This window comes from Sphingomonas flavalba, from assembly GCF_047553045.1.
GTDB lineage: Bacteria > Pseudomonadota > Alphaproteobacteria > Sphingomonadales > Sphingomonadaceae > Sphingomonas_L > Sphingomonas_L flavalba_A.
Window position 1 is genome coordinate 3,145,069 of record NZ_CP180208.1, and the last position, 23,297, is coordinate 3,168,365.

20 protein-coding genes and 1 tRNA gene are annotated in these 23,297 nt (G+C 65.3%); 10 read left to right on the top strand and 11 right to left on the bottom strand.

From position 1 onward, the window contains the following. Positions 1 to 80: 80 nt before the first annotated feature. The 3 genes from ACMT1E_RS15080 to ACMT1E_RS15090 form a co-directional block, all read right to left on the bottom strand. Positions 81 to 157 (bottom strand) — tRNA-Pro (locus ACMT1E_RS15080). Positions 158 to 259: 102 nt separating this feature from the next. Continuing rightward, positions 260 to 1,561, bottom strand: a complete 1,302-nt coding sequence (locus ACMT1E_RS15085) for an FAD-dependent oxidoreductase (RefSeq protein WP_414901300.1) — start codon at positions 1,559 to 1,561, stop codon at positions 260 to 262. 131 nt (positions 1,562 to 1,692) lie between these two features. After that, positions 1,693 to 2,460 carry a CsgG/HfaB family protein gene (locus tag ACMT1E_RS15090; protein ID WP_414901302.1) on the bottom strand — a complete coding sequence of 256 codons (768 nt, stop codon included), beginning with the start codon at positions 2,458 to 2,460 and terminating at the stop codon, positions 1,693 to 1,695. Positions 2,461 to 2,681: 221 nt separating this feature from the next. Between ACMT1E_RS15090 and lepA the strand changes: the two genes are divergently transcribed. Continuing rightward, the gene (gene lepA, locus ACMT1E_RS15095) at positions 2,682 to 4,493 is read left to right on the top strand and encodes a translation elongation factor 4 (protein ID WP_414901303.1); all 1,812 of its coding nucleotides are present in this window, start codon (positions 2,682 to 2,684) and stop codon (positions 4,491 to 4,493) included. 167 nt (positions 4,494 to 4,660) lie between these two features. Next, complete coding sequence (locus ACMT1E_RS15100) at positions 4,661 to 7,195, top strand: TonB-dependent receptor (protein ID WP_414901304.1); 2,535 nt, start codon at positions 4,661 to 4,663, stop codon at positions 7,193 to 7,195. A gap of 60 nt (positions 7,196 to 7,255) precedes the next feature. Here ACMT1E_RS15100 and ACMT1E_RS15105 read toward each other — a convergent pair whose 3' ends face one another. Both ACMT1E_RS15105 and ACMT1E_RS15110 read right to left on the bottom strand, forming a co-directional pair. Further along, entirely contained in the window at positions 7,256 to 7,852 is a 597-nt protein-coding gene (locus ACMT1E_RS15105; RefSeq protein ID WP_414901305.1) for an HD domain-containing protein, read from the bottom strand. Positions 7,853 to 7,969: 117 nt separating this feature from the next. Continuing rightward, positions 7,970 to 9,379, bottom strand: a complete 1,410-nt coding sequence (locus ACMT1E_RS15110; RefSeq protein WP_414901306.1) for a peroxidase family protein — start codon at positions 9,377 to 9,379, stop codon at positions 7,970 to 7,972. Positions 9,380 to 9,696: 317 nt separating this feature from the next. Here ACMT1E_RS15110 and ACMT1E_RS15115 point away from each other — a divergent pair, with 317 nt between their 5' ends. From ACMT1E_RS15115 to ACMT1E_RS15125, 3 genes are all read left to right on the top strand, one after another. Further along, the gene (locus ACMT1E_RS15115; RefSeq protein ID WP_414901308.1) at positions 9,697 to 10,794 is read left to right on the top strand and encodes a sensor histidine kinase; all 1,098 of its coding nucleotides are present in this window, start codon (positions 9,697 to 9,699) and stop codon (positions 10,792 to 10,794) included. Next, positions 10,791 to 11,591: a LytR/AlgR family response regulator transcription factor gene (locus ACMT1E_RS15120; RefSeq protein WP_414901309.1), complete on the top strand. Its 801-nt coding sequence runs from the start codon at positions 10,791 to 10,793 to the stop codon at positions 11,589 to 11,591. The genes ACMT1E_RS15115 and ACMT1E_RS15120 overlap by 4 nt, the downstream gene beginning before the upstream one ends. Before the next feature lie 382 nt (positions 11,592 to 11,973). Continuing rightward, positions 11,974 to 12,435: an IS5 family transposase gene (locus ACMT1E_RS15125; protein ID WP_414903472.1), complete on the top strand. Its 462-nt coding sequence runs from the start codon at positions 11,974 to 11,976 to the stop codon at positions 12,433 to 12,435. Here the strand turns inward: ACMT1E_RS15125 and ACMT1E_RS15130 are convergent. Next, a complete protein-coding gene (locus ACMT1E_RS15130) occupies positions 12,432 to 13,382 on the bottom strand; it encodes an NADP-dependent oxidoreductase (RefSeq protein ID WP_414901310.1) in 951 nt (316 codons plus the stop codon). The genes ACMT1E_RS15125 and ACMT1E_RS15130 overlap by 4 nt on opposite strands. A gap of 238 nt (positions 13,383 to 13,620) precedes the next feature. On the opposite strand from ACMT1E_RS15130, the gene ACMT1E_RS15135 reads away from it, so the two are divergent. From ACMT1E_RS15135 to bfr, 5 genes are all read left to right on the top strand, one after another. Then, positions 13,621 to 14,850, top strand: a complete 1,230-nt coding sequence (locus tag ACMT1E_RS15135; RefSeq protein WP_414903474.1) for a mechanosensitive ion channel family protein — start codon at positions 13,621 to 13,623, stop codon at positions 14,848 to 14,850. A gap of 250 nt (positions 14,851 to 15,100) precedes the next feature. Further along, the gene (locus ACMT1E_RS15140; protein ID WP_414901311.1) at positions 15,101 to 16,591 is read left to right on the top strand and encodes a sulfatase-like hydrolase/transferase; all 1,491 of its coding nucleotides are present in this window, start codon (positions 15,101 to 15,103) and stop codon (positions 16,589 to 16,591) included. Between the two features lie 219 nt (positions 16,592 to 16,810). Then, positions 16,811 to 18,118 carry a DUF418 domain-containing protein gene (locus tag ACMT1E_RS15145; RefSeq protein WP_414901313.1) on the top strand — a complete coding sequence of 436 codons (1,308 nt, stop codon included), beginning with the start codon at positions 16,811 to 16,813 and terminating at the stop codon, positions 18,116 to 18,118. Positions 18,119 to 18,176: 58 nt separating this feature from the next. Continuing rightward, complete coding sequence (locus tag ACMT1E_RS15150) at positions 18,177 to 18,347, top strand: bacterioferritin-associated ferredoxin (RefSeq protein ID WP_136163509.1); 171 nt, start codon at positions 18,177 to 18,179, stop codon at positions 18,345 to 18,347. A 96-nt stretch (positions 18,348 to 18,443) separates the two neighbouring features. Then, positions 18,444 to 18,923 carry a bacterioferritin gene (bfr, locus tag ACMT1E_RS15155; protein WP_414901315.1) on the top strand — a complete coding sequence of 160 codons (480 nt, stop codon included), beginning with the start codon at positions 18,444 to 18,446 and terminating at the stop codon, positions 18,921 to 18,923. Between the two features lie 20 nt (positions 18,924 to 18,943). On the opposite strand, the gene ACMT1E_RS15160 is transcribed toward bfr, so the two are convergent. From ACMT1E_RS15160 to ACMT1E_RS15180, 5 genes are all read right to left on the bottom strand, one after another. Continuing rightward, the gene (locus tag ACMT1E_RS15160) at positions 18,944 to 19,378 is read right to left on the bottom strand and encodes an Hpt domain-containing protein (RefSeq protein WP_414901316.1); all 435 of its coding nucleotides are present in this window, start codon (positions 19,376 to 19,378) and stop codon (positions 18,944 to 18,946) included. 91 nt (positions 19,379 to 19,469) lie between these two features. Next, positions 19,470 to 19,676 carry a sulfurtransferase TusA family protein gene (locus tag ACMT1E_RS15165; RefSeq protein WP_414901318.1) on the bottom strand — a complete coding sequence of 69 codons (207 nt, stop codon included), beginning with the start codon at positions 19,674 to 19,676 and terminating at the stop codon, positions 19,470 to 19,472. Then, entirely contained in the window at positions 19,673 to 21,058 is a 1,386-nt protein-coding gene (gene der, locus ACMT1E_RS15170; protein WP_414901319.1) for a ribosome biogenesis GTPase Der, read from the bottom strand. Before der ends, ACMT1E_RS15165 begins: the two co-directional genes overlap by 4 nt. Positions 21,059 to 21,173: 115 nt before the next feature. Then, positions 21,174 to 22,541, bottom strand: coding sequence for a PQQ-binding-like beta-propeller repeat protein (locus ACMT1E_RS15175; protein WP_414901320.1), 1,368 nt, complete (start codon positions 22,539 to 22,541; stop codon positions 21,174 to 21,176). Then, positions 22,538 to 23,239 (bottom strand): tetratricopeptide repeat protein, encoded by a 702-nt coding sequence (locus tag ACMT1E_RS15180; protein ID WP_414901322.1) that lies wholly within the window; start codon positions 23,237 to 23,239, stop codon positions 22,538 to 22,540. Before ACMT1E_RS15180 ends, ACMT1E_RS15175 begins: the two co-directional genes overlap by 4 nt. Positions 23,240 to 23,297: the final 58 nt, after the last annotated feature.

Consider the following 23,297-nt stretch of genomic DNA (forward strand, 5'->3'; position numbering starts at 1 on the left):
ACGACGAGGCGTAACGCGGACATAACTCGGACACGGCTACCGCGAGCGGTTCCGCGAAACGTGCTAAGCTATTGAAAAATTGGTCGGGGAGAGAGGATTCGAACCTCCGGCCCCTGCCTCCCGAAGACAGTGCTCTACCAGGCTGAGCTACTCCCCGACCGGACCGTGCGCCGAGGCGCGCGGAGGCAAGGAGGGTGCCTATAGGGGCGACAAGGCGTGGTGACAAGCGGTGGAATGCGATAGCGGATTCGGCGGCTGGTCAGCCGCCGCGCGCCGCGATCATTTCGGCGATGCCGGTGAATTTCTCACGCGGAGCGCCGTCGCGTGCCCGTGCCACTTCCGCCGCCTCGATCTTCTGCCAGTCGCGGAAGGTGACGACGTCGGCCGCCCGCTCGGCGAGCAATGTATCGAGGCCGGGGCGCCCGGTTTTGCCGCTGGCCGCACCGGTGTCGGCGGCGATCAGTTCGACCACGGCATAACCGTCAGGCCGGTTGGTGCCGATCGTACCGGTCGGCCCGCGCCGCGCCCAGCCGACGCAATAGAGGCCGGGCAGGATCCGGCCGTCGGTGTTGGCGAAACGGCCGCGGCCATGTTCGTAGGGTACGCCCGCGATCGGCGGGGTGCGGTAGCCGATGCAGGTGACGACCAGCGACGCCTCGATCGCATAGGTCTCGCCGGTGCCGACTGAACGCAGGTCGTCGGTCAGCCGCGTCCGTTCGACGATGACCCGCTCGGCGTGGCCGTCGCCCTCGACAGCCACCGGCATCGCGAAGAAATCGAAATCGATCGCGATCGGCTTGCCCTTGTGCGGGGCGGCGGCAAAATCGCGCAGGTGGGTGACCGCCTTGCGCATGCCCGGCTCGAGCAGGGCGTCGTCGCCCTCGGGCGGGAAGTCCGCCGGATCGACCACCGGCTGCGCGCGCGCCAGCTGGCCCAGTTCGCCCAGTTCCTTCGGGGTCATCGCAATCTGGTGCGGGCCGCGGCGGCCGAGGATGTGAATGTCGCGCACCCGCGCCTGCTCCAGCGCCTCCAAGGCATGGGCGACGATGTCGGAGCCGGCGAACTCCGCCGGTGTTTTGGCCAGGATGCGGGCAACGTCCAGCGCGACATTGCCGTTGCCGATGACGGCGACGCCGGGGCCGGCGAGCGGCGGGGCAAGGTCGGCGAAATCGGGGTGGCCGTTATACCAGCCGACGAAGGCGGCGGAGCCGATGACGCCGGGCAGGTCCGCGCCGGGGACGTCCAGTGGCCGGTCGTGCGGCGCACCGGTCGCCAGCACCACCGCGTCGTAAAGCTGCTGTAGCTCGGCGACGGTCACGTCCTCGCCGACCGTCACGTTGCCGACGAAGCGGACATTGTCGGTCAGCGCGACCTGTTCGTAGCGCTTGGCGACGGCCTTGATCGACTGGTGGTCGGGGGCAACGCCGAACCGGATCAGCCCGTAGGGCACCGGCAGCCGGTCGATGACATCGACGCGCACCGCGTCGCCGAAGGTCTTGAGGCACGCCTCGGCGGTGTAATAGCCCGCCGGCCCAGAACCGATCACCGCGACATGCCGCATGCCAGACCGTCCTCCCGCCATGTTATCTGACGGGATGCTAGCGTGAGGCGGGGCAAGCGCAAGCAAAAGCGCGGCGCCCTCGCCGGTCAGCGAAGGCGCCGCGCCTTACGTTTGCCAATGCGTGCGTGCGATCAGCGCGCCAGCGGCGCGGCGTCGGCCGCATTCTCCGGCAGGCCGCCAAGCTGGGTGACCAGCTTGGTATAGGCGTCGAGATAGGCAAGAACGATGACCTGGCCGATTTCGGTGTTCTGGTAGCCGCCGCCGCCGGCCGCGGCGAGGCCGCCCATCCAGCCAGCGCCGCCGCCGGCACCGAAACTCAGGTCGGACTTGCGGGCATAGCCCTCGACCAGCGCCTCTTCCTCCGTCGTGCGGGCATTGACCACTGACAGGGTGACGTTGGCTTCCTTCTTCTTGATCGAGATGCCGCCGGCAATGGCGCCAATCGTCGACCGGCCGAGGAAACCGCCGAGCACACCGCCCAGCGCGTTGCCGCCGGAATTGTTATTGGAGCTGACGATATCGGGCTGCAGGAAATAATCCGCCGCCTTCACCTGGCCCTTGCCCAGATTCGATCCGGCCTGAAGCTCGCCCGAATCGGCCATGGCGCGTTCCATGTTGCGGCTGGCCATGCTGCGGCCACGGTTGACCAGGCCGAAGCAGCCGGACTTCTGGACGAAGACCTTGATGATCGCTTCCGGGCTGCCGAGGCTCAGCTCGCGCCACCACTGGTTGTCCGGCTCGACGATGGCGATGGTGCCCAGCCGCTTGGTGCAAATCGGAATTTCCTGGGTGCCCTTGGTCTGTGCCTGGCGGCCAGACGAACCCTTCTTCTGCGCCAGTGCCGGCGCCGCGGTGGCGACGAGCGAGGCAGCGGCGACGGCGGTGATGATCTTACGCACGATTTTTCCCCCCAAAGGCGGTGGCAGTAAAAAAGAAACACGCCCGTATTTTCCGTGGCGCGGCACGCGGCCATATGCGATCCGAACTATATTATCGGTTAACCGCGAGGGCCGATCAAGTATTTGCTGTCGGCTGGGGTGGCAACTCACCTCTCCTTTTGGCAAGCGCCGGCGCCGGTGCTATCGGCGGCGCTCCTTTCTCTGAAAGAATGACCCGAACTGTGGCCGCTTCGCTCGAAAAAATCCGTAATTTCAGTATTATCGCCCATATCGATCACGGCAAGTCGACACTCGCCGACCGGTTGATCCAGCGCACCGGCGGCCTGACCGCGCGCGAGATGAGCGCCCAGGTGCTCGACAATATGGATATCGAGAAGGAACGTGGCATCACCATCAAGGCGCAGACCGTGCGCCTCGACTGGAAGGGTCAGGACGGCGAAACCTATGTTCTGAACCTGATGGACACGCCGGGGCATGTCGACTTCGCCTACGAAGTGTCGCGCAGCCTCGCCGCCTGTGAAGGTGCGCTGCTTGTTGTCGATTCGGCGCAGGGGGTGGAAGCGCAGACGCTGGCCAATGTCTATCAGTCGATCGAGCATGATCATGAAATCATACCGGTTATCAACAAGATAGACCTGCCCGCCGCCGAACCGGAAAAGGTGCGGGCGGAGATCGAGGAGGTGATCGGCCTCGACGCGTCGGACGCGGTGCTGGCCAGCGCCAAGACCGGCATCGGTATCGATGCGATTCTTGACGCGATCGTCGCCCGTATCCCGCCGCCGAAGGGGGATGCCGCTGCGCCGCTGAAGGCGATGCTGGTCGACAGCTGGTACGACCCCTATCTGGGCGTCGTCATCCTCGTCCGCGTCGTCGACGGCACGATCCGCAAGGGTCAGGCGATCAAGTTCATGAACGCCGGCACCCAGCATCTGGTTGACCGGGTCGGTTGCTTCCGCCCGAAGATCGAGCAGCTGACCGAACTTGGGCCGGGTGAGATCGGCTTCATCACTGCCCAGATCAAGGAGGTCAGCCAGACCGCGGTCGGCGACACGATCACCGACGTCAAACGCCCTGCTGCCCAGCCGTTGGCAGGGTTCAAGGAAGTGCAGCCGGTGGTGTTCTGCGGACTGTTTCCGGTCGACGCCAACGACTTCGACAAGCTTCGCGAATCGATCTCCAAGCTGCGGCTTAACGACGCCAGCTTCTCGTTCGAGATGGAGACCTCGGCGGCGCTTGGCTTCGGCTTCCGCTGCGGCTTTCTCGGACTGCTCCATCTGGAGATCATCCAGGAAAGGCTGACCCGCGAATACGACCTTGACCTGATTACCACTGCGCCATCGGTGGTCTACAAGATCGGGCTGACCCACGGCGGCGGCGAGATCGAACTGCACAACCCGGCCGACATGCCGGACCCCAACCGGATCGAGCTGATCGAGGAGCCGTGGATTGAAGCGACGATCTACGTCCCCGACGAATATCTGGGCGGGATATTGAAGCTGTGCCAGGACCGGCGCGGTATCCAGAAGAACCTGACCTATGTCGGTGGACGCGCCCAGCTGACCTACGAACTGCCGCTGAACGAAGTGGTATTCGATTTCTACGACCGGCTGAAATCGATCAGCCGCGGCTATGCGAGCTTCGACTATCATCAGATCGGCCACCGGGCGGGCGATCTGGTCAAGATGAGCATCCTGGTCAACAACGAGCCGGTCGATGCGCTCAGCATGATCGTCCACCGCGCCGCCGCCGAGGCGCGCGGTCGCCACATGTGCGAGCGTCTGAAGGACCTGATCCCCCGCCATCTGTTCAAGATTCCGATTCAGGCGGCGATCGGCGGCAAGGTGATCGCGCGCGAGACAATCGCCGCGCTGCGCAAGGACGTGACCGCGAAATGCTATGGTGGCGACGCCAGCCGCAAGCGCAAATTGTTGGACAAACAGAAAGAGGGAAAGAAGCGGATGCGTGAGTACGGCTCCGTTTCGATCCCCCAGGAAGCGTTCATTGCCGCCCTTCGTATGGGTGATGAAGGCTGAGCAGGTGCAGCGGGTGATGCATTTCTGCAACGCATAAAGTGCGTTTTTCCAGTATCATAATTATCCCCTAAACTCTGTCACACTGCGGAAATATACCGCGGCCAATGAGGGCCCGCCGCAGCGATCCGCCGCGTAGACGGGCCGTACGAGCCCAAGGGGATAGCAAGATGAAAATGTACTACCTTTGCGGGGTGGCTTTTGCCGCCCTGACGATGCCGGCTGCCGCCGGCGCCCAGTCGACCGGGTCGGTCGATTTCGACAACGAGATCGTCGTTACCGCGATCACCAGCCGGGATGTCGGCGGCGTCGTCGTTCCGGATACCTCCAAGGCCAAGGCCGTCCTGACCCAGGAATTCATCCAGCGGCAGGTGCCGGGCCAGACGGTTAACGACATCATCAACCAGCTGCCCGGCGTCAGCTTCCAGAACAACGACCCGTTCGGATCGGCCGGCGGCAAAATGTTCATTCGCGGCTTCGACAACAGTCGCATCAGCCAGACGTTCGACGGTATTCCGCTGAACGATTCGGGCAACTACGCCCTCTATTCGAATCAGCAGCTTGATCCGGAACTGATCGAGCAGGTCAACGTCAACCTCGGCTCGACCGACGTCGACAGCCCGACCGCCGCCGCCTCCGGTTCGACGGTCAACTACCGCACCCGGCTGCCTTCAGAGGATTTCAGTGTGAAGGTCGTCGGCTCCGCCGGCGATTTTAGCTTTTTCCGCGTGTTCGGCATGGTCGACACCGGCATCTTCACGCCGTGGGGCACCCGCGCCTTTTTCTCGGCGAGCAGCGCGACCAACGACACCGTCTACGGCAGCGGGCAGATCAACAAGAAGCAGTTCAACGGCCGCCTGTACCAGCCGCTCGGCTCCAGCGGCGACTTTATCTCGATCGCCGGCCACTGGAACGTCAACCGCAACAATTTTTTCGGCTCGGTGCCGCTGCGGCTCGACGCCAACCGCGTCGTCGGCCCGGCGAGCAGCAACCGCTTCCCGATCACCAGGGATGAGCGCTTCTACGAGATCGCGCCTTGTCAGGTCGACGTGCCGCAGGCTGGTGTCGCCGACACGCCGAACAGCTGCGGCACCGTCTTCGATAATCGCTTCAACCCGTCGGACACCGGCAACATCCGTATCTCGTCGCGCTTTACCCTGGCCGACGGGCTGGTGCTGACCGTCGATCCCAGCTTCCAGTCGGTCAAGGCGAATGGTGGCGGTACCGTCACCGGTTTCGAATATGCCTATGTCAACGTACCCGGCACGCCTGGCTTCAACAGCCGCAATCCGGTCACCGGCCCGGGCGGCCTGTTCGGCTATATCGGTGGCAAGCCCTATGCCGGGATCGATCTGAACGGCGACGGCGACCTGCTCGATCAGGTATCGCTGCTCGCGCCCAGTCAGACGCGGACCAAGCGGTACGGCGTGATCGCGTCGCTGCGCTACGACATCAGTGACGCGCACAGCGTCCGTGTCGCTTATTCCTATGATCGGGCGCGTCACCGCCAGACCGGGCAGGTCGGCTATCTCCAGCGGGACGGACGGCCGTTCACCGTCTTCCCGATCGACGATCCGATCGCGGACCTGAACGGGCATATCCTGCAGAAGCGCGATCGCCTGTCCTACGCGATCCTGAACCAGGTATCGGGCGAATATCGCGGCCGCTTCTTCGATGGCGGACTGATCGTCACCGCCGGCCTGCGTATGCCGTTCTTCAAGCGGGATCTGAACAATTTCTGCGCGACGACCAGCGATACCGGCTTCGTCGACTGCTTCGGCGACAATGCCGCCGACGCGGCGGCCTATGCCGCGGCCAATCCCAATTTCCAGGGGCCGCAGCAGCGGGTGCTGAAATATGACAAGCCGCTGCCTAACGTCGGGCTGACCTACAACATCAGCAACCAGTTCTCGCTGTTCGGCAATTACTCGAAGGGCCTGCAGGTTCCGGGCACCGACAATCTGTACAACGCGTTCTTCTTCCCGGCGAATACGCCCTCGGCCCGGCCGGTGCCGGAATCGACGGATAATTTCGATGTTGGCGTCCGCTACCGCTCTGGCCGGGTTCAGGCGCAGGTCAGCGGCTGGTACACCAAGTACCAGAACCGGCTGGCGGCGGCGTATGATCCCGATACCGACCGGACTCTGTACCGCAACCTCGGAACCGTCGACAAATATGGCGTCGACGGCAGTATCGCCTACAGCCCGGTGCGCGACCTGACCGTCTATGTCTTCGGCTCCTATCTGAAGTCGAAGATCAAGGACGACGTTCTGGTCGGTGAGGTTGCCGGCGTGAAAACCTACCTGCCGACCGGCGGCAAGCGCGAAAGCGGGGCGCCGGAATATACGTTCGGCGGCCGCGTCCAGGGCTCGCTCGGTCCGCTTGAACTGGGCGTGCAGGCGAAACGTACCGGCCGGCGCTGGGTGAACGATCAGAATACCCCGGTCTACCAGACGATCGGCGGCGTCCGCACCGAGGTCTACGGCGCGACCGCCCCGGCCTATACGCTGATCGACATCGACGCCCGGCTGCCGCTCGGCTTCCTGGGGCTGAACGACACAACCTACCTGCAGTTCAACGTGACCAACCTGTTCGACAAACTTTATGTCGGCGGCTTTGATGGCACGATGGATAACGGCAAGGTCACCAACGCCCAGATTGGCGCGCCGCGCACCTTCATCGGCACGCTCGTCGTCGGCTTCTGATCGGCTGAACCGCCCCGCAAAGGCCGTCGCTCCTCTTCGGGGGCGGCGGCTTTTCCGGGGTCAGGCGGTTTCGGTCTTTTTCACGTACATGCTGTTTTTCGGCGCGGCGGTCACCCGACGGAGCATCGGTTCGAAAAAGCTGAGCGGCGCGGTGTCATAGGCGGGGTCGAACGCCGCCTGATCGTACTTCTCGCAGAATTCGGCGCATGCCTCGAAATGCGGATGGCCGCGGAAATGTTCGCGCATGTCGCGGTCGAGGCCAAGGTGGTGGAAGAAATAATAGCCCTGAAACACGCCGTGCTGGGCGCAGATCCAGTGCAGCTCCTCCGACACGAACGGCTTCAGGATCGCCGCTGCCATATCCGGGTGGTTGTAGCTGCACAAAGTGTCGCCGATATCGTGGAGCAGCGCCATCACGATATAGTCCTCGTCGCGACCGTCACGGTGGGCGCGGGTCGCGGTCTGCAGCGAATGCTGCAGCCGGTCGACGGGAAAGCCGCCATAGTCGCCGTCGAGCAGGGTCAGATGGGCGATCAACCGGTCGGCCAGTTTGCCGGCGAACGGCATGAAATGCCCCGCGATGATCGCCCAGTCCTCGCGCGTTCCCTCGGTCATCGCGGCAAAGCGCGCGCGATCGGCGTGGGTGTCCCCGGCCATGATCCGCCTCCTCTCGACCTGTATGTCGGGCGCCAGTCTAACGCGAAGGCGCCCGACGTACAGGGGGCAGGTGGGGGGGGCGGGCCGGTGCCTCCCCCCTAACGAAGAACCCCGCCGCTACGCCACCTGGGCGAAACGCAGCAGGTCGACCATGCTGAAATCGTCGCCTTTCTTCGATGCGTCGACGGTCGGCAGGAACGGTTGCCATTCCGGGTCCTGCGACAGGTAGGAGGCGCGGTCGCCCTGGATCAGGCCGAGGAACACCTCCGCGACGATCCGCGCGCCGACCGGGCCGAGCCGCTCGCCATTCTCGACCACCGCCGCCTCGCGCAGGATGTAGAACCACAGCGGGGTACGGTCGTCCAGCCCGTGCGGCTTCAGGTCGGACAGGTCGCCCTTCGACAGCACCGGCAGCTTCATCGCGCTCGCCACCCGCTGGCCGGACGGCAATGAGAAGGTCAGGTGGCGCAGCAGATTGCGCTGGGCGAGCGATGATGGGTTCGCCTTCGCGTCCGGGTGCGGAACCACCGATCCGGGCAGCTTGAACAGCGCGGTCGACAGGGTGGTGTCGATCTTCTTGTTCGGCTTCACATTGCCATCGTGGAAATCGAAGAAGGTCGGCCAGTCGACGAAGCGGCGCGGCGCCCGGCAGCCGCCGGACAGGTCGTCCGGGTCCATCGGGTCGGACGGTGTCGGGGTAAAAATCATCGCGAAGAACGGCGTGTTGCCGGGGTTGCCGGTAAAATTGGCGCGGTAGGACGGCCGAATTTGGCTGTGGCCGAAACGATAGGCCGCGACGGAGAATTCGACCGGGATGAACGGTTCGTTGTGCCATTTGTAGAATGTGCGACCGTTCTGCATGATGTCGTCGACCACCGCCGCGCCGCACGTCTTCTTCAGGAATTCGTGGATGACCATCCATTGATAGTGCCAGCGAACGATGCGCTGCGCCTCGGCGAACACGTCGCCGGGCACGGTCAGCTTGATCTTGGTGCGGACATAGTCGACCGCGGCGTTGTGGAATTGCAGGAAGGCGACCTGCAACTGCGAGATGATCAGATTCTCGTCGTCGCGCGGGTCGCCGATCAGCGCGACGCGCTGGCTGTTGCGCGGCACATCGTTCCGATCGGGGATGCCGGTCGGCTCGAGCAGGAACTTGATGCCCTGGCCGGCACCCTGATCGTAGAGGTGCGGGCTGCCACCCGGTCCGGCGCCGTAGACATTGTCGAGGCCCAGGCTGGGGGTACGGAAATTGGCGATCTGTTCCGGGTCGGACTGCCGTTCCAGGCTCGACGTCGGGTCGGCGGTAATGTCATGGTCGAGGAACTGGCCGAGAAAGGTGAAGCCGGCCGACAGCGTCGGGTTGTCGCTGTTCTTCGCCGACAGACTGGCGTCGGTGATCAGCTTCTGCGGTCCCTCGCTCAGCTTGTCTTTCGCGTCCATGATCCCGCCGGCCTTGCCGATGTCGAGCAGGGCGGCGCGGATATCGGGCGTGTCTGCGGCGAATGGCGGCAGCTTGCCGAACATTCGGCCGAAGCGGCCTGAGTCATAATATTGCGATCGAGGTGGAATGATATCGTGCGGATAAACGCCGTGACGCGCCATAGTTAATCTCCCGTAAACTCAGTGTCGTTTCGAGAGACATCTTGCCGATGTACTTATAGTCAGCGCGACCTGATCGGAGCCTATGCTTATTGTGGACAGGCCAACAACGATCAATTGTGCCTCGGGCGGTGTTTCGCGCCAGGCCGCCCGGCGCGGTCGCCGAAGCGAGCGACGTGGCTGGCGATCGAGGCCGGATGTCCGCTTCAAACCCGCCTCCGAATCGACTAGACCAGCCGGCGATGGCGACGATCGGCCTTAGCGCGAAGCCCTTTTTCGACGACAAGAACCGGGCTTTCTGGAACCTCCAGACCGCCGGCTGGGCCGCCTATTTCCTGTTGCGGACGCTGTCCGGCTTCGCCAACGGGCTGACGATTTCCTTCCTGATCCCGGTCGCGGTGTCGACGGCGACCGGCTATTCGCTGACGCTGGTGCTGGCGGCGGTGTTCCGCGCGCTGCTCAACCGCGCGCCGATCGTGACGTGGAGCGCATCGATCGCGGCGCTGGCCGTCGCCGCGGCCACCTATTCGCTGATCGACGCATGGATCTTCAACACCATCCAGCGCCCCGGCGCGATCTTCGAGGTGCGGCTGCTGCTCGGCACGATCTTCCTCGACGCGATGGTCATCATCGGCTGGTCGGCGCTCTATTACGCGATCAACTTCTATCTGGTGGTCGAGGACCAGGCCGATCAGCTGACCCGGCTGGAAACGCAGGCGTCGACCGCGCAGTTGGCGATGTTGCGCTATCAGCTCAACCCCCATTTCCTGTTCAACACCCTCAACTCTATCTCGACGCTGGTGTTGCTGAAGCAGACGGAGCGGGCCAACGCGATGCTGTCGCGGCTGTCTTCCTTCCTGCGCTACACGCTGGTCAACGAACCGGCGGCGGCGGTCACGCTGGAACAGGAGATAGAGACGCTGAAACTCTATCTGGAGATAGAGAAGATGCGCTTCGAGGACCGGCTGCGCACCGGCTTCGAATGCGATCCGGCCGCCGCCAAGGCGTTGCTGCCGTCGCTGCTGCTTCAGCCACTGGTCGAAAATGCGATCAAATATGCAGTCACGCCGAAGGAGGAAGGGGCAGACATCGCGGTGACAGCACGGCTGGTCATCGATCGCGTCCACATCACCGTGGCCGACACCGGGCCGGGCTTGAATGACCGGCGCAAAAGACCCAGCTATTCCACAGGAGTCGGTTTGGCGAATATCCGCGACCGTTTGGCGCAGGCCTATGGCGCGGATCATCGGTTCGAGGCGAAGGCGCGTCCAGGTGGCGGTTTTGCGGTGACGATCGAGATCCCGTTCCAGACCGGAGAACAACCTAAGGTAGCTGCATGACCATCAGAACCATTCTGGTCGACGACGAATCCCTGGCGATCCAGGGGCTGGCGTTGCGTCTGGAGGCCCATGACGATGTCGAGATCGTCGAAACCTGCTCGAACGGCCGTGAGGCGATCCGGGCAATCAAGACCCACAAGCCCGATCTGGTCTTCCTCGATATCCAGATGCCCGGCTTCGACGGCTTTTCCGTCGTCCAGGGCCTGATGGAGGTGGAACCGCCGCTGTTCGTGTTCGTCACCGCCTATCAGGACCATGCGATCCGCGCGTTCGAGGCGCAGGCCGCCGATTATCTGATGAAGCCGGTTGAAGAGGAGCGCCTGGCCGACACGCTCGACCGCATCCGCCAGCGCCTGGCCGAGAAGCGTGGCGTCGAGGAAATCGGCCGGCTGAAGGAGGTGCTGGCAGAGGTCGCGCCGGAAACGGCGGCGGAAATGGCGGAAGGGGACGATGCGCCCGCCGCCAGCCGCTTCGAAAAACTGATCAACATCAAGGACCGCGGCCAGATCTTCCGGGTCGACGTCGATACGATCGAGCGGATCGACGCCGCCGGCGATTACATGTGCATCTACACCGGCGACAACACGCTGATCCTGCGCGAAACGATGAAGGATCTCGAAAAGCGGCTCGACCCGCGCCGTTTCCAGCGTGTCCACCGCTCGACCATCGTCAATCTCGATCTCGTCAAGCAGGTGAAGCCGCACACCAACGGCGAGTGCTTTCTTGTCCTCGATTCCGGCGCGCAGGTGAAGGTCAGCCGCAGCTACCGCGACGTCGTCGCCCGTTTCGTCCACTAGTCCGTGTTGACAAAGGGGATTCCCAAGCGGTTCGAGTTTTGATTCAGGGCTTCTTTTTGGGGAGCAGTCATGGGTCGCCGGGATTTGTCGGATGCGGAATGAGCGCTGATCGGGGCCGCTGTTGCCGTCCGAGCGGGGACGCTGGGCCCGTCCGGCGGGCGATAAACCGACGGTTCCTGAACGGGACACTTCATGTGTGTGCTGCGGGTCGGCTGCCCCCGGCGCGATATGCACGAGCGCTATGGCAAATGGAACTCGGTCTATGTCCGGTTCCGGCGCTGGACCGAACAAGGGGTTTGGGATGGTCTGCTGCAAACACTGGTAGATCTGGGACTCACCGACGACTGGCAGCACATGATCGACAGCACCACGGTCCGCGGCCATTCCCGGCCGTGGGCGGAAAAGGGGGGATTCTGCGAACGCCTTTGGTCGATTACGCGGCGGCTTTACGTGCAAGGTCCACGCCCGCCCGGACAATCAGGGACGCCCTCTGGGCTTCCTCCTGACCGACGGCGAAGCATCGGATGACGCCGCCGCCGAACCGCTGATGAAAACCCCGGTCGCCAGGCCCAGGGCGCTGCTCGCCGATAAGGGCTATGACGGTGATCGCTCCCGCGAAAGTCTGTTGATCCAGGGCATCCCGCCGCGCTCGAACCGCAAGGCGCCTGAGCATCCCGACTGTCGGCGCTACAAGAATCGCAACCGCATCGGGCACATGTTCGGCAAGCTCGAGCACCAGCGCCGCAGCGCCACACGCTACGACAAATCCATCCTGTCCTTCGAGAGCTTCCTCAACCTCGCCGCCGCCCGAATATGGCTGCCACCCTTTGTCAGCACGGACTAGAGTTTGACCAGCATTTTCCCGGTATTGGCGCCAGAGAACAGGCCGAGGAACGCGTCGACCATGCTGTCCAGCCCGTCATGCACCGTTGTCCTGGCCGTCACCTTCCCGGCCAGTACCCACCCGGCCATCTCCTGCACGAAGGCGGGCATCTCACTCAGGAAATCAGTGTAGATGAAACCCTGCATGCGGATCCGCGCCGGGATGGTGCGGATCAGGTATTTCAGGGTCAGCGCGCCGCCGTCGTTGTAACGGTCGATCATCCCGCAGATCGCGAAGCGCGCATTCTGCCGCGCCAGCGCGAAGGCGGCATCCAGATGCTCGCCGCCGACATTGTCGAAATAGACGTCGATCCCCTTGGGCGCCGCCGCGGTCAGCTGGTCCAGCACGTCGCCCGCCTTGTAGTCGATGCACGCATCGGCGCCCAGTTCGCGCACCCAGGCGCATTTGGCGGCACCGCCGGCCGAGCCGATCACCGTCATGCCCTTCAGCTTGGCGATCTGGACGACGGCGGAACCGACCGCCCCGGCCGCCGCCGACACGAACACGACGTCGCCCGCCTTCGCTTCGGCGACCCGCAGCAGCCCGAAATAGGCGGTGCCGCCGGTCAGCCCCAGATTGTGCAGCCAGGCTTCATCCGGCACGCCCAGCGCCGGCAGCTTCTGCGCCATCGTCTCGGCGCCGATCACCGCCTCGTCGCGCCACCCGGCCATGTGCAGCAGCTTGTTGCCGACCGCATAGGCGGGGTTGCGGCTCTCGATCACTTCGCCGACCGCGCCGCCGTCCATCGGCGCGCCGATCTGGAACGGCGGCACATAGCTTTTCACGTCGTTCATCCGCCCGCGCATATAGGGGTCGACCGACAGCCACAGGTTGCGCACCCGCGCCTGCCCCTCGGCCAGCGGCGCGTCGGGCAACGCTTTCAATTCGAAATTGTCGATCGTCGGCATGCCCTGGGGCCGGGACGCCAAATGCCATGCGCGCGCCATCGCTCTCTCCTGTTCACCGCTCGATAATCCGTCTTATTCCGAAACCGATCGCTACACCAAGCAAAAGCGGGCCGCCTGCGCCCATGCGGCGGCGTTTGACAGGCCGGCCGCCGAACGGCACTGTCGCCTGACCGCAATCACGACCGAGAGGAGTTAGAGGACGCGCCCTGGTGCATGGGCGCCGTCGATGAACTTTGTCATGACCGGCCTTGCCCCCACCGCCTTCGCCCTGCCCTTCCTTGCCGACACGCCGCCCTGGGCGGAAACGCTCGTCGGCCTTGCCGTGCTCGCCACGGTCGGCTTCCTCGCCAACCTGGTCGTCAAGAAGGTTGTCCTGCGTCTCGCGCTGCGCTTCCTGCCGGCGGACGGGCCGACCCCGGCGCCCATCGTCGCGCGGCTGGCCAACATCGTCCCCGCGGTCATCATTGCGCGCGGCATAGACGCAGTGCCACACCTCCACGCCGGCGTTGCCGGCCTCGTCCGCAACGGCGTCAGCGTGTTCGTCATCCTGACCATCGTTCTGGCGATCAGCGCCGCGCTCGATCTGGTCAACCAGCTCTATCAGCGCCGGCCGGACGCGGCGAGCCGGCCGATCAAGGGCTATGTCCAGGTCGTCAAGATCCTGCTGTTCGTCGCCGCCGCGATTCTGATCGTCGCGACGCTGATGGACCAGTCGCCGCTGCTGCTGCTCTCCGGCCTCGGCGCGATGGCGGCGGTGGTCATGCTGGTGTTCAAGGACACGATCCTGTCGCTGGTCGCCTCCGTCCAGCTCACCTCCAACGACATGCTGCGCGTCGGCGACTGGATCGAAATGCCGCAGCTCAACGCCGACGGAGACGTGATCGACATCGCGCTGCACACGGTGAAGGTGCAGAACTGGGACAAGACGATCACCTCGATCCCGACCCACCGGCTGATCACCGAAAGCTACAAGAACTGGCGCGGCATGGCGGAATCGGGCGGGCGGCGGGTCAAGCGCGCGCTTCTGCTCGACCAGAACAGTGTCCGTTTTCTCGACGCGGAAGAGCAGGCGGCGCTGCGCCGTTTCGCGCTGCTCGACGCCTATCTCGACAGCAAGCAGACGGAACTGGATGCATGGAACGCCCGCCTCGCCACCGACGGGCGCGATCCGGTCAACAGCCGGCGGATCACCAACATCGGCACCTTCCGCGCCTATGTGATCGCCTATCTCCAGGCGCATGGCCGCATCGCGCAGGACATGACCCAGCTCGTCCGCCAGCTCCAGCCGACGCCGCAGGGCCTGCCGCTCGAAATCTACTGCTTCACCAACACCACCGCCTGGGCCGCCTATGAATCGATCCAGGCGGACATCTTCGATCACCTGCTGGCGATCCTCCCCGAATTCGGCCTGCGCCTGTTCCAGGAACCGAGCGGCCTGGACCTCCAGAACGCCCTCTCGGCAACCTGATCCGCCCGATCCGATAAAAGCCGACACGGCACCTGCAATCACGCGTCCAGCATAGCGTGCCCGGCGCGCACGCCCCGTGCGCCGGCACCACACCCGGACTCGTATCGGAAGGCTCCAAGGCGCGCGTCCGGCCACAACACGGTTGATATAAATTTAATCGTATTTTATCAGATATTTAAATCGGCGACTCGCCAAATTCCATACCGAATCGGGTGCGTCAGTCAAACGGACGCGAGGGGCAGCGGGAGATATGGCGAACCAGCCGGATAATGCAGCGCCGGCCGGAAAATCAACTGATTTTCAGGTGATTGGCGGCGCCGGCATGGAGAATGCCCGCCTTGGGGCATGGCTGATCCTGTGGATCGCACTCCCCAACGCCGCCCTTGCCCTGCTCTGGATGATTGGCAGCCCGCCGCGCTATCCCGAAATCATTGCGACAGGGCTGATCGGCCTCACGGTCAGACGAGCGAAACCCCTGGTTATCGCCTTCGCTTTCGCGGCAACCATGGTTTACTCAATACTCCAATTCATCTCCCGCCTTTTCAATCTTTCACCGGTCGAACTGGCCACGTCCGCCCGGTTCCTCACCGAACTCCGCCCGTCTGAGGCGCCCGTCTATATCGGGGTATTCGCCGTGGTCGTCGCCACACTGCTCGCCGGCGCGCTGGCAGCGCGGAACAGCATGGCCTTCATTGCGACGCGCTCGCTGCTGATCGCGGCGGCCGCGACATTGTTGCTCGCCGCGGTCGACTTCCTCGTCGTGAGCCAGAACAAAGGCAGCTATAAGCGAGACGCGCCGGACAACGCCGCTTTTCAGTCGGGCGTGCGGCAAAGCGGCTTTCTCGCTCACACGGGTGAGGGCCGCCACCTCATCCTGATCGCCGTCGAAGCCATGGGCGCCCCGCGCGATCATATGCTGACGACGCGACTTTTTGCACCGCTGCAGGCGGATGCCGTCGCCGCCCGCTATCTGGTCACACAGGGCACAAGCCTTTTTTACGGATCGACGACCAACGCCGAGATCCGGGAGCTTTGCGGCCGGTGGGGCAGGTATGATCCGCTACTCGAAAAGGCTGATTCGACCTGCCTGCCGTTTCGGCTTGCCAGACAGCACTACCAGACAACCGCCATACACAGTTTCGATGCCGGCTTTTTCGATCGCGCCCGCTGGTATCCAAAGGTGGGCTTCCAGCACATGCTGTTCCGGGACGCGCTGCTGCAATCCGGCGTCACCCCCTGTCCGGGGCTGTTCCCTGGCGCCTGCGACCGCGACATACCCGCGCTGATCGCCCGCCGCCTCAAAACCGCGCCCCAGTCGCAATTCATCTATTGGCTGACCCTGAACTCCCATTTCCCCGTGCCAAGCCTGGCGGCGCTGCACACCGCGCGTTGCACCGCGCTGGGCAAGGACTTGTCCGCCAACAGACCTATGGTCTGCCGCATGTTCAAGCTATGGCATGAGGTGTTCGCCGGCCTCGCGCGCGAAATCACCGCCGCCGATTTCCCGGAAGCCGACATACTGATCGTCGGCGACCACCGGCCGCCCTATTATGACCGCAAACAGCGGGAGATGTTCGAAACGGACACAGTCCCATGGCTACTGCTGCGCGCCCGGCGGCGCCGCCCGGTCAGTCGCCGCAAGGCTCTGCCCGGTCTGTCGGTCGACACGTCCGGGCGCCAGGATACGGCTGCCGTGGCGATGAGCGCACATCACGCCGAATGGAACGCGCCGCTGCCATAACATGGCCATGCAGAGGCCGGCGGTGACGCCGTCATCCACCGCTCGCGGCGGCTACGCAGAACGCGGCCCCTGCGTTCGCCCCCTTCCGGCGGATTGCAATCCAACACCCGGTTCGCGATGTAGGCGCGTCGAAATCCGACGCTTCGCCCCGCTGCCCGTAAGGAGGGCCGCCATGCTGAAACCCGTCTTCGCCGCCAACATATTCGCCGGCCATCGGCGTTGCGCCCAGCCCGCGTTTCACGCCCCGCCCGTACCACGATCGGCGCGGGCCTGATCGCGACCGCCAGCCCGGCGGGCGCCTCGCCGCGCCTCGCCACCGTCGACGCCGTGCGCGGCGCGGCGGTGATGGGCATATTGTTGCTCAACATCATCGCCTTCGCGATGCCCGGCTACGCCTATGTCGACCCGCAGTATTACGGCGGCGCGACCGGCGCGAACTTCTTCGCCTGGGCGGGCGCCTACATTCTCGCCGACGGCAAGATGCGCGGCCTGTTCACCATGCTGTTCGGCGCCAGCATGCTGCTGGTCGCCGATCGGGCGCTGGCCGGCGGGGAACACCCGGCGCGGGTGCATTATGCGCGGATGGGCTGGCTGCTGGTGATCGGCATGCTCCACGCCTGGCTGGTCTGGGCCGGCGACATCCTGGTGCTCTACGCGCTGTGCGGCGCCGTCGCTTTTCTCGCCTGGCGGCTGCCCGCGCGCACGCTGTTCGCCATCGCCGTCGCGCTGTTTGCCGCGAAGCTCGCGGTCGGCGCTCTCCAGTACGACGCCGCCGCGCGCTACGAGGCGGCGGCCACCGCCCCGGCGGCCGACCCGGCCCTGCGGGCGCGCTGGCAGGCCTACCGCGATTCGATGGCACCACCGCCCGCCACCGCCGCCGAAGACCTCGCCGCCTATCGCGGCGGCTGGGCCAGCGTGCAGGCGGCGCGCGGCGACACCGCGCGCGACTATCAGCAACGTATCCTGCCGCTGGCCGTCCCGGACACGCTGGCGCTGCTCGCGCTCGGCATGGCGCTGTTCCGCACCGGCTTCTTCAGCGGCACGTGGGCCAGGCGGCGCTACCGGCAAGTCGCGCTCGCCGGCTACCTTATCTGCATACCGCTCTATCTGCCGCTGGTCGTCTGGATCACCGGCACCGCCTTCTCACCGGTCACCCTGCTGATGACGGAGGCGCTGCACCTGACCCTGCTGCGCCCGCTGCTGACCGTCGCCGACGCGGCACTCGTCATCCTGTTCGTGCAGTCCGGCCGCGCCCGCTGGCTGGCGGAGCGGCTGACGGCGGCCGGGCGCATGGCGTTTTCCAATTACATCGGCACCAGCCTGGTCTGCACCCTGTTCTTCTACGGCTACGGCCTTGGCTGGTACGGCTGGCTGGAACGCTGGCAGTGCTACGGCGTCGTCGCCGGCGTGTGGCTGCTGATCCTGCTCTGGTCGAAACCCTGGCTCGACCGATTCGCCTATGGGCCGCTCGAATGGCTGTGGCGTTCGCTCGCGCGCGGCCGGCTGCAACGCTTCCGCCACAACTGATCTCTTGCAATCTATTCGCAATAGCCGTATTCCAATTGCGAGAGAGAGGGCGAAACCAATGGTCGTCTGCGTTTGCAACGCAATACGGGAAAAGGACGTGCGAGAGGCCGCCCGTCAGGGCTGTGGCGACCCGCTTTCCGCCTATGCCAGCCTCGGCCGCCGGCCCCGTTGCGGCCAGTGTGTCCCGTTCGCGCGAGAGATTATCACTGAAGAACGGGCTACTGCATAACGCTCTCAACTGAACAAACCGCGGATTTCCGCGGTTTTTTCGAGTGATTCTTCCGCCCGGCGCGGCTATGATGCGCGCCTGCGGAAGGAGAATGTCATGCAGGGTGACGCCAAGGTCATCGAGTATCTGAACGACGCGCTCAAGAATGAGCTGACGGCGATCAACCAGTATTTCCTGCACTACCGCCTGCTCGACCACTGGGGCGTGAAGCGCCTCGCCAAGTTCGAATATGGCGAGTCGATCGACGAGATGAAGCACGCCGACAAGCTGGCGGAGCGCATCCTGTTCCTCGACGGGCTGCCGAATTTCCAGATGCTCGGCCGGCTGCGCATCGGCGAATCGGTCGAGGAAATTCTGAAGGCCGACCTCGCGCTGGAAAATGAGGCGATTCCGCTGCTGCGCGACGGCATCGCCCACTGCGAAAGCGTGCGCGACTATATCACCCGCGAATTGCTGGAAGACATTCTCGCCAATGAGGAAGAACATGTCGACACGCTGGAACGCCAGTTCGACATGATCCGCCAGATGGGGTTGCAGAACTACATCCAGCTCCAGTCGAAGCCGGAAGACGACTGACCGACGGCGGCGGGGCGGCTTCAGCCCCGCCCCATCCCCTCGGCCAGCGCCTGCGCCTTGCGCCCGAAGGCGGGGCGGCGTTCGACCAGCGGGTTGGTTTCGCGATCGAACTGGGCCAGCGTTTCGGCGAATAACGGCTTCAGCCGCACCGCTTCCGCGATCAGCTCGTCCGGGGCCTGGTGCATCTCGACACAGCGCCGGGCGACCATCTCGATCGTCTCGGCGCTGTCGGCGACCTGCCCGGCGCCGAACTGCCGCGCCTCGCCCTTCAGCGTATGGGCGGGGACGACCAGCGCCGCGGCGTTGCCGGCGCGCAACGCCTCCTCGATCTGGGCGAGCGCCTTGGCGCCATCTTCCCGAAAATAGCCGAGAATCCGCACGAAATCGGCGCCCAGCTCGGCTCGCACCTGCTGGAACATCGCCCAATCGATCAAACTGCTTTCCTGTCCGGACACTGTCGCCCGCATCCTTCCCTGGCGGCCCCGCATCCAGCCATAGGGGGGAATGGTAAAAGGCCGGTTGATGCGCGGCCTCGCCCGGCGAATTTCAGGCCTCGCTTCGCCGCACCCGCGTGCCGGCGCCGATCGGCGTCTCCTCCGCCGTCACCGCCCAGCCGCGTTCGGCGGCCAGCGCGGCAATTTCGCGCGGGGCGGTGGGGTCGTCGGCGACGATCACCGCCTCCGTCGCGCCGCGCATCGCCTTGGCCAGCATCAGCGCCGGCCACGGGCAATGCATGCCGCGCGCGTCGATCATTTGCCGCCGAACGGGTTCTTCGGCGCGCGCAGGGTCAGCCGCACCGGCACCGCGCCAAAGCCGAGGTCGCGGCGGATGCCGTTCATCAGGTAGCGGCGGTAGCTTTCCGGCAACTGGTCCACCCGCGTGCCGAACAGCACGAAGCCCGGCGGCCGCGTCTTCGCCTGGGTCAGGTAGCGCAGCTTGATCCGCTTGCCGCCCGGCGCCGGCGGCGGGTTCTGCTCGATCGCCCGTTCGAACCAGCGGTTGAGCTGGCCGGTCGACACCCGCTTCGACCAGGCATCGCGCGCCGCGAACGCCGCTTCCAGCAACTGGTCGATGCCCTTGCCGGTCACCGCCGACACGGTCAGCACCGGCAGACCCCTGACCTGCGCCAGCCCGTCGTCGAGCGCGGCGCGCACGCCGTTGAACAGCGCGCTCGGCTCCTCCGCCACGTCCCATTTGTTGAGCGCGACGATCAGCGCCCGCCCCTCCTGAAGCACCGCGTCGGCGATCCGCAGGTCCTGCGCCTCCAGCCCGCGCGTCGCGTCGAGCAGCAGCACGACGACCTCGGCGAAGTCGACGGCATGGAGCGCGTCGGCAACCGACAGCTTCTCCAGCTTGTCCTTGACCAGCGCGCGCTTGCGCATCCCGGCGGTGTCGATCAACCGCACCGGCCGGTCGCGCCACGCCCAGTCGATCGCGATCGAATCGCGGGTGATCCCGGCCTCCGGCCCGGTAATCATCCGCTCCTCGCCCAGCATCTTGTTGATCAGCGTCGACTTGCCGGCATTGGGGCGCCCGACGATCGCCAGCTTCAGCGGCCCCATCGCCTCTTCCGCCCCGTCGTCCCCGACCTCGTTTTCGCCTTCGGCGTTCTCCTCGTCGCGCTCGATGAACGGCCGCAACCCCTCGAACAGGTCGGCCAGCCCCTCGCCATGCTCGGCGGAAATCTGCACCGGGTCGCCAAAGCCAAGCGCCAGCGCCTCCAGCACCCCCTGTTCGCCGGCGCGCCCTTCCGCCTTGTTGGCGACCAGCACCACCGGCGTGTCGCCGGCACGCAACCAGCGGGCGATCTCCGCGTCGAGCGGCAACACCCCGGCGCGCGCGTCGATCATCAACAGCGCGGCGTCGGCCTCGGCCAGCGCGGCGGTGGTCTGCGCCCGCATCCGCCCCGGCAGGCTCTGCGGGTCGTCCTCCTCGAAACCGGCGGTGTCGATGATCCGGAACGGGCAGCCGAGCAGGTCGGCATCGCCCTCGCGCCGGTCGCGGGTCACCCCCGGCCGGTCGTCGACCAGCGCCAGCTTCTTGCCGACCAGCCGGTTGAACAGCGTCGACTTGCCGACATTGGGCCGGCCGATGATGGCGATGACGGGCAGGGCGTGGTGCAGGGGGCGGGGCATGGTCTCCGCGCCCTAGCCGCTATCGGTGCCGCTTGTCGAACGCGAAGGACAAGGGCGGTCGTGCCCGCCCCGTCATGCCGGTGAAAACCGGCCTCTTGCGGGTATCGCCGCCGCTTCACCGCCAGGCGGTCAGGCGCCCCTTCTCGTCGACGGTATACAGCGTCTTTTCCGCCACCACCGGTGGCAGGAAGATCGGCGTCTTGTACTTGACCGTCGCCGTCACCGCCCCGGTCGTCGCGGACACATAGGCGATCTGGCCGCGCGTGCTGACCAGCACCAGCTGCCCGCCGGCCAGAACCGGGCCGGACCAGGCGATCTGGCCCTTCTTCTTCTTTTCCTTCTCCCAGCGCGGCAGCTGGGTCACCCAGCGCACCTTGCCGGTCGCGCGCGCAATGCATAGCAGCCGGCCGTCATCGGCGACCGCATACACCCATTCGCCGGCAACCCACGGCGTCGACAGGCCGGCGACATTGATTTCCCACAAACGCTGGCCGGTCACCAGTTCGAGCGAAACCATCCGCCCGCCCTGGCCGATCGCGAATACCCGGCCCTGGTCGATCACCGGGTCGGCATCGACATCGTTGATAATGCCGACCTGGGTCGAAATACTGGTCTTGGACAGCGCGTCCTGCCACACCGGGCGGCCGTTCTCGTAGCGATAGGCGTTCAGCTCGCCGGACGAAAAGCCGGTAACCACGGTGCCCTGCGCCACCGCCGGGGCGGCGACGCCGAAAATGCCGGCGGTCTCGATCGTGCCGCTCGTCGTCCACTCCAGATTGCCGTCGCTGGCGCGCAACGCATAAAGCTGGTTGTCCTGCGACATCACATAGACATTGCCGAGCGCGATCGTCGGCGCGCCGCGCAACGGGCTGCCCGGCCGCTTCTTCCACAGCACCTTGCCGTCGGCGGCGTTGAACGCAACGACGTCGCCCAGCCCGTTCGTCGCATAGAGGTTCTGGCCGTCAATGCTGACGCCGCCGCCGAAGACAACGCCGCTCGTCCCCTTCATCTCGCCGGACCAGAAGCTCGCTCCGCCCTCGACATCCTGGGCCGCGCCGACATCGGCCTGCCACACCAGGTTGCCGGTCCGGCTGTCGAACGCGCGCAGCCGGGCACGGGTGTCGACGATATAGACGCGGCCGCCGCCGATCACCGGGGCCGAGGCCAGCCGCGCGCGGTTCGACCCGGCGTTGATCTTCGCCGACCAGACGCGCTGCGGCGTTGCTGCCAGCGCCAGATGGCCCATCGTTTTCGCCGCATTGCCGCCGGGCTGCGCCCATTCGGCATTCTCCGCCGGCGGCGGCAACTGCACGTCGACATCGGCGATCGCCGGGTCGACGTCGACGCTGGCCTCGGACACCAGCACCGGAATGCGGTTGCCCAGCACCGGGGTCTTGGGCTTGTTGCTGCCCTTGAACACGCCGCAGCCGCTCAGGCTGGCCAGGGCGGCGGCGGCTACGGCCGTGGCGATCAGACGCTTCATTTGGCTACGCTTTCCTTGGCCGCATCGACGGCATCCACTCCCAATACCCCGGCCACCTGCACCGCGCGTGAACGGATGCTGGCTGGCACGCCGGGGTCGGCGGCGATCTTGCCGAACAATTCGCCGGCCTCTTTCGGCTTGCCGGCGCGGACATAGGCGGCGGCAACCATCTCGCCGGCGCTGCCGAACCACGGATTCCCGGCCACCGCCAGCCCTTTCAGCCGGCTGATCACCGTGTCGGGCGGCAATACGTCATATTCGGCGGCGGTCTGGCGGACCAGCGCCAGGTCGCGGAACGGCTGGCCGATGCCGCTGTCCTCGGCAATCGCCTTGTACTGCGCCGCCGCGCCCTTGGTATCGTCCTTCTGCAAGGCGATGTCGGCCAGCGCCAGCCGCGCGGCGGCGCTGTAGCCGGGCCGGTCGGACTTGGCGAGTTCCTCCAGCTTCGGCTTCGCCTCGTCGACCTTGTTGGCACCCAGCGTGGCAAGCGCCGTCGCCAGTTCGTCGCCCTGCATCCCGGCGCGCCCGGCGTCGTAGTTGCGATACCAGAGGTAGCCGCCGAACAGCAGCAGGCCGATCAGGATCGCGGCACCCAGTGCAATGCCATAGGTCTTGCCGAATCGGGTCAGCTGGTCGCGGCGCAATTCCTCGTCGACTTCGCGGATGAACGCTTGATTGTCGGATGGCGTCAAAGCCAAATTCTGTCTCCGTCGGCGCTAAGCTGCGCGGACCTTAGCGATGCCCGCATGTTGAGAA

Bases quoted from the DNA above. Each gene is read 5' to 3' on its own strand.
- ACMT1E_RS15110 (WP_414901306.1), bottom strand. From the start codon at position 9,379: ATGTTCGGCAAGCTGCCGCCATTCGCCGCAGACACGCCCGATATCCGC.
- ACMT1E_RS15100 (WP_414901304.1), top strand. From the start codon at position 4,661: ATGAAAATGTACTACCTTTGCGGGGTGGCTTTTGCCGCCCTGACGATG.
- ACMT1E_RS15085 (WP_414901300.1), bottom strand. From the start codon at position 1,561: ATGCGGCATGTCGCGGTGATCGGTTCTGGGCCGGCGGGCTATTACACC.
- bfr (WP_414901315.1), top strand. From the start codon at position 18,444: ATGCAGGGTGACGCCAAGGTCATCGAGTATCTGAACGACGCGCTCAAG.
- ACMT1E_RS15135 (WP_414903474.1), top strand. From the start codon at position 13,621: ATGACCGGCCTTGCCCCCACCGCCTTCGCCCTGCCCTTCCTTGCCGAC.
- ACMT1E_RS15175 (WP_414901320.1), bottom strand. From the start codon at position 22,541: ATGAAGCGTCTGATCGCCACGGCCGTAGCCGCCGCCGCCCTGGCCAGC.
- ACMT1E_RS15120 (WP_414901309.1), top strand. From the start codon at position 10,791: ATGACCATCAGAACCATTCTGGTCGACGACGAATCCCTGGCGATCCAG.
- ACMT1E_RS15165 (WP_414901318.1), bottom strand. From the start codon at position 19,676: ATGATCGACGCGCGCGGCATGCATTGCCCGTGGCCGGCGCTGATGCTG.
- ACMT1E_RS15140 (WP_414901311.1), top strand. From the start codon at position 15,101: ATGGCGAACCAGCCGGATAATGCAGCGCCGGCCGGAAAATCAACTGAT.
- ACMT1E_RS15130 (WP_414901310.1), bottom strand. From the start codon at position 13,382: ATGCCGACGATCGACAATTTCGAATTGAAAGCGTTGCCCGACGCGCCG.
- ACMT1E_RS15150 (WP_136163509.1), top strand. From the start codon at position 18,177: ATGGTCGTCTGCGTTTGCAACGCAATACGGGAAAAGGACGTGCGAGAG.
- der (WP_414901319.1), bottom strand. From the start codon at position 21,058: ATGCCCCGCCCCCTGCACCACGCCCTGCCCGTCATCGCCATCATCGGC.
- ACMT1E_RS15115 (WP_414901308.1), top strand. From the start codon at position 9,697: ATGGCGACGATCGGCCTTAGCGCGAAGCCCTTTTTCGACGACAAGAAC.
- ACMT1E_RS15105 (WP_414901305.1), bottom strand. From the start codon at position 7,852: ATGGCCGGGGACACCCACGCCGATCGCGCGCGCTTTGCCGCGATGACC.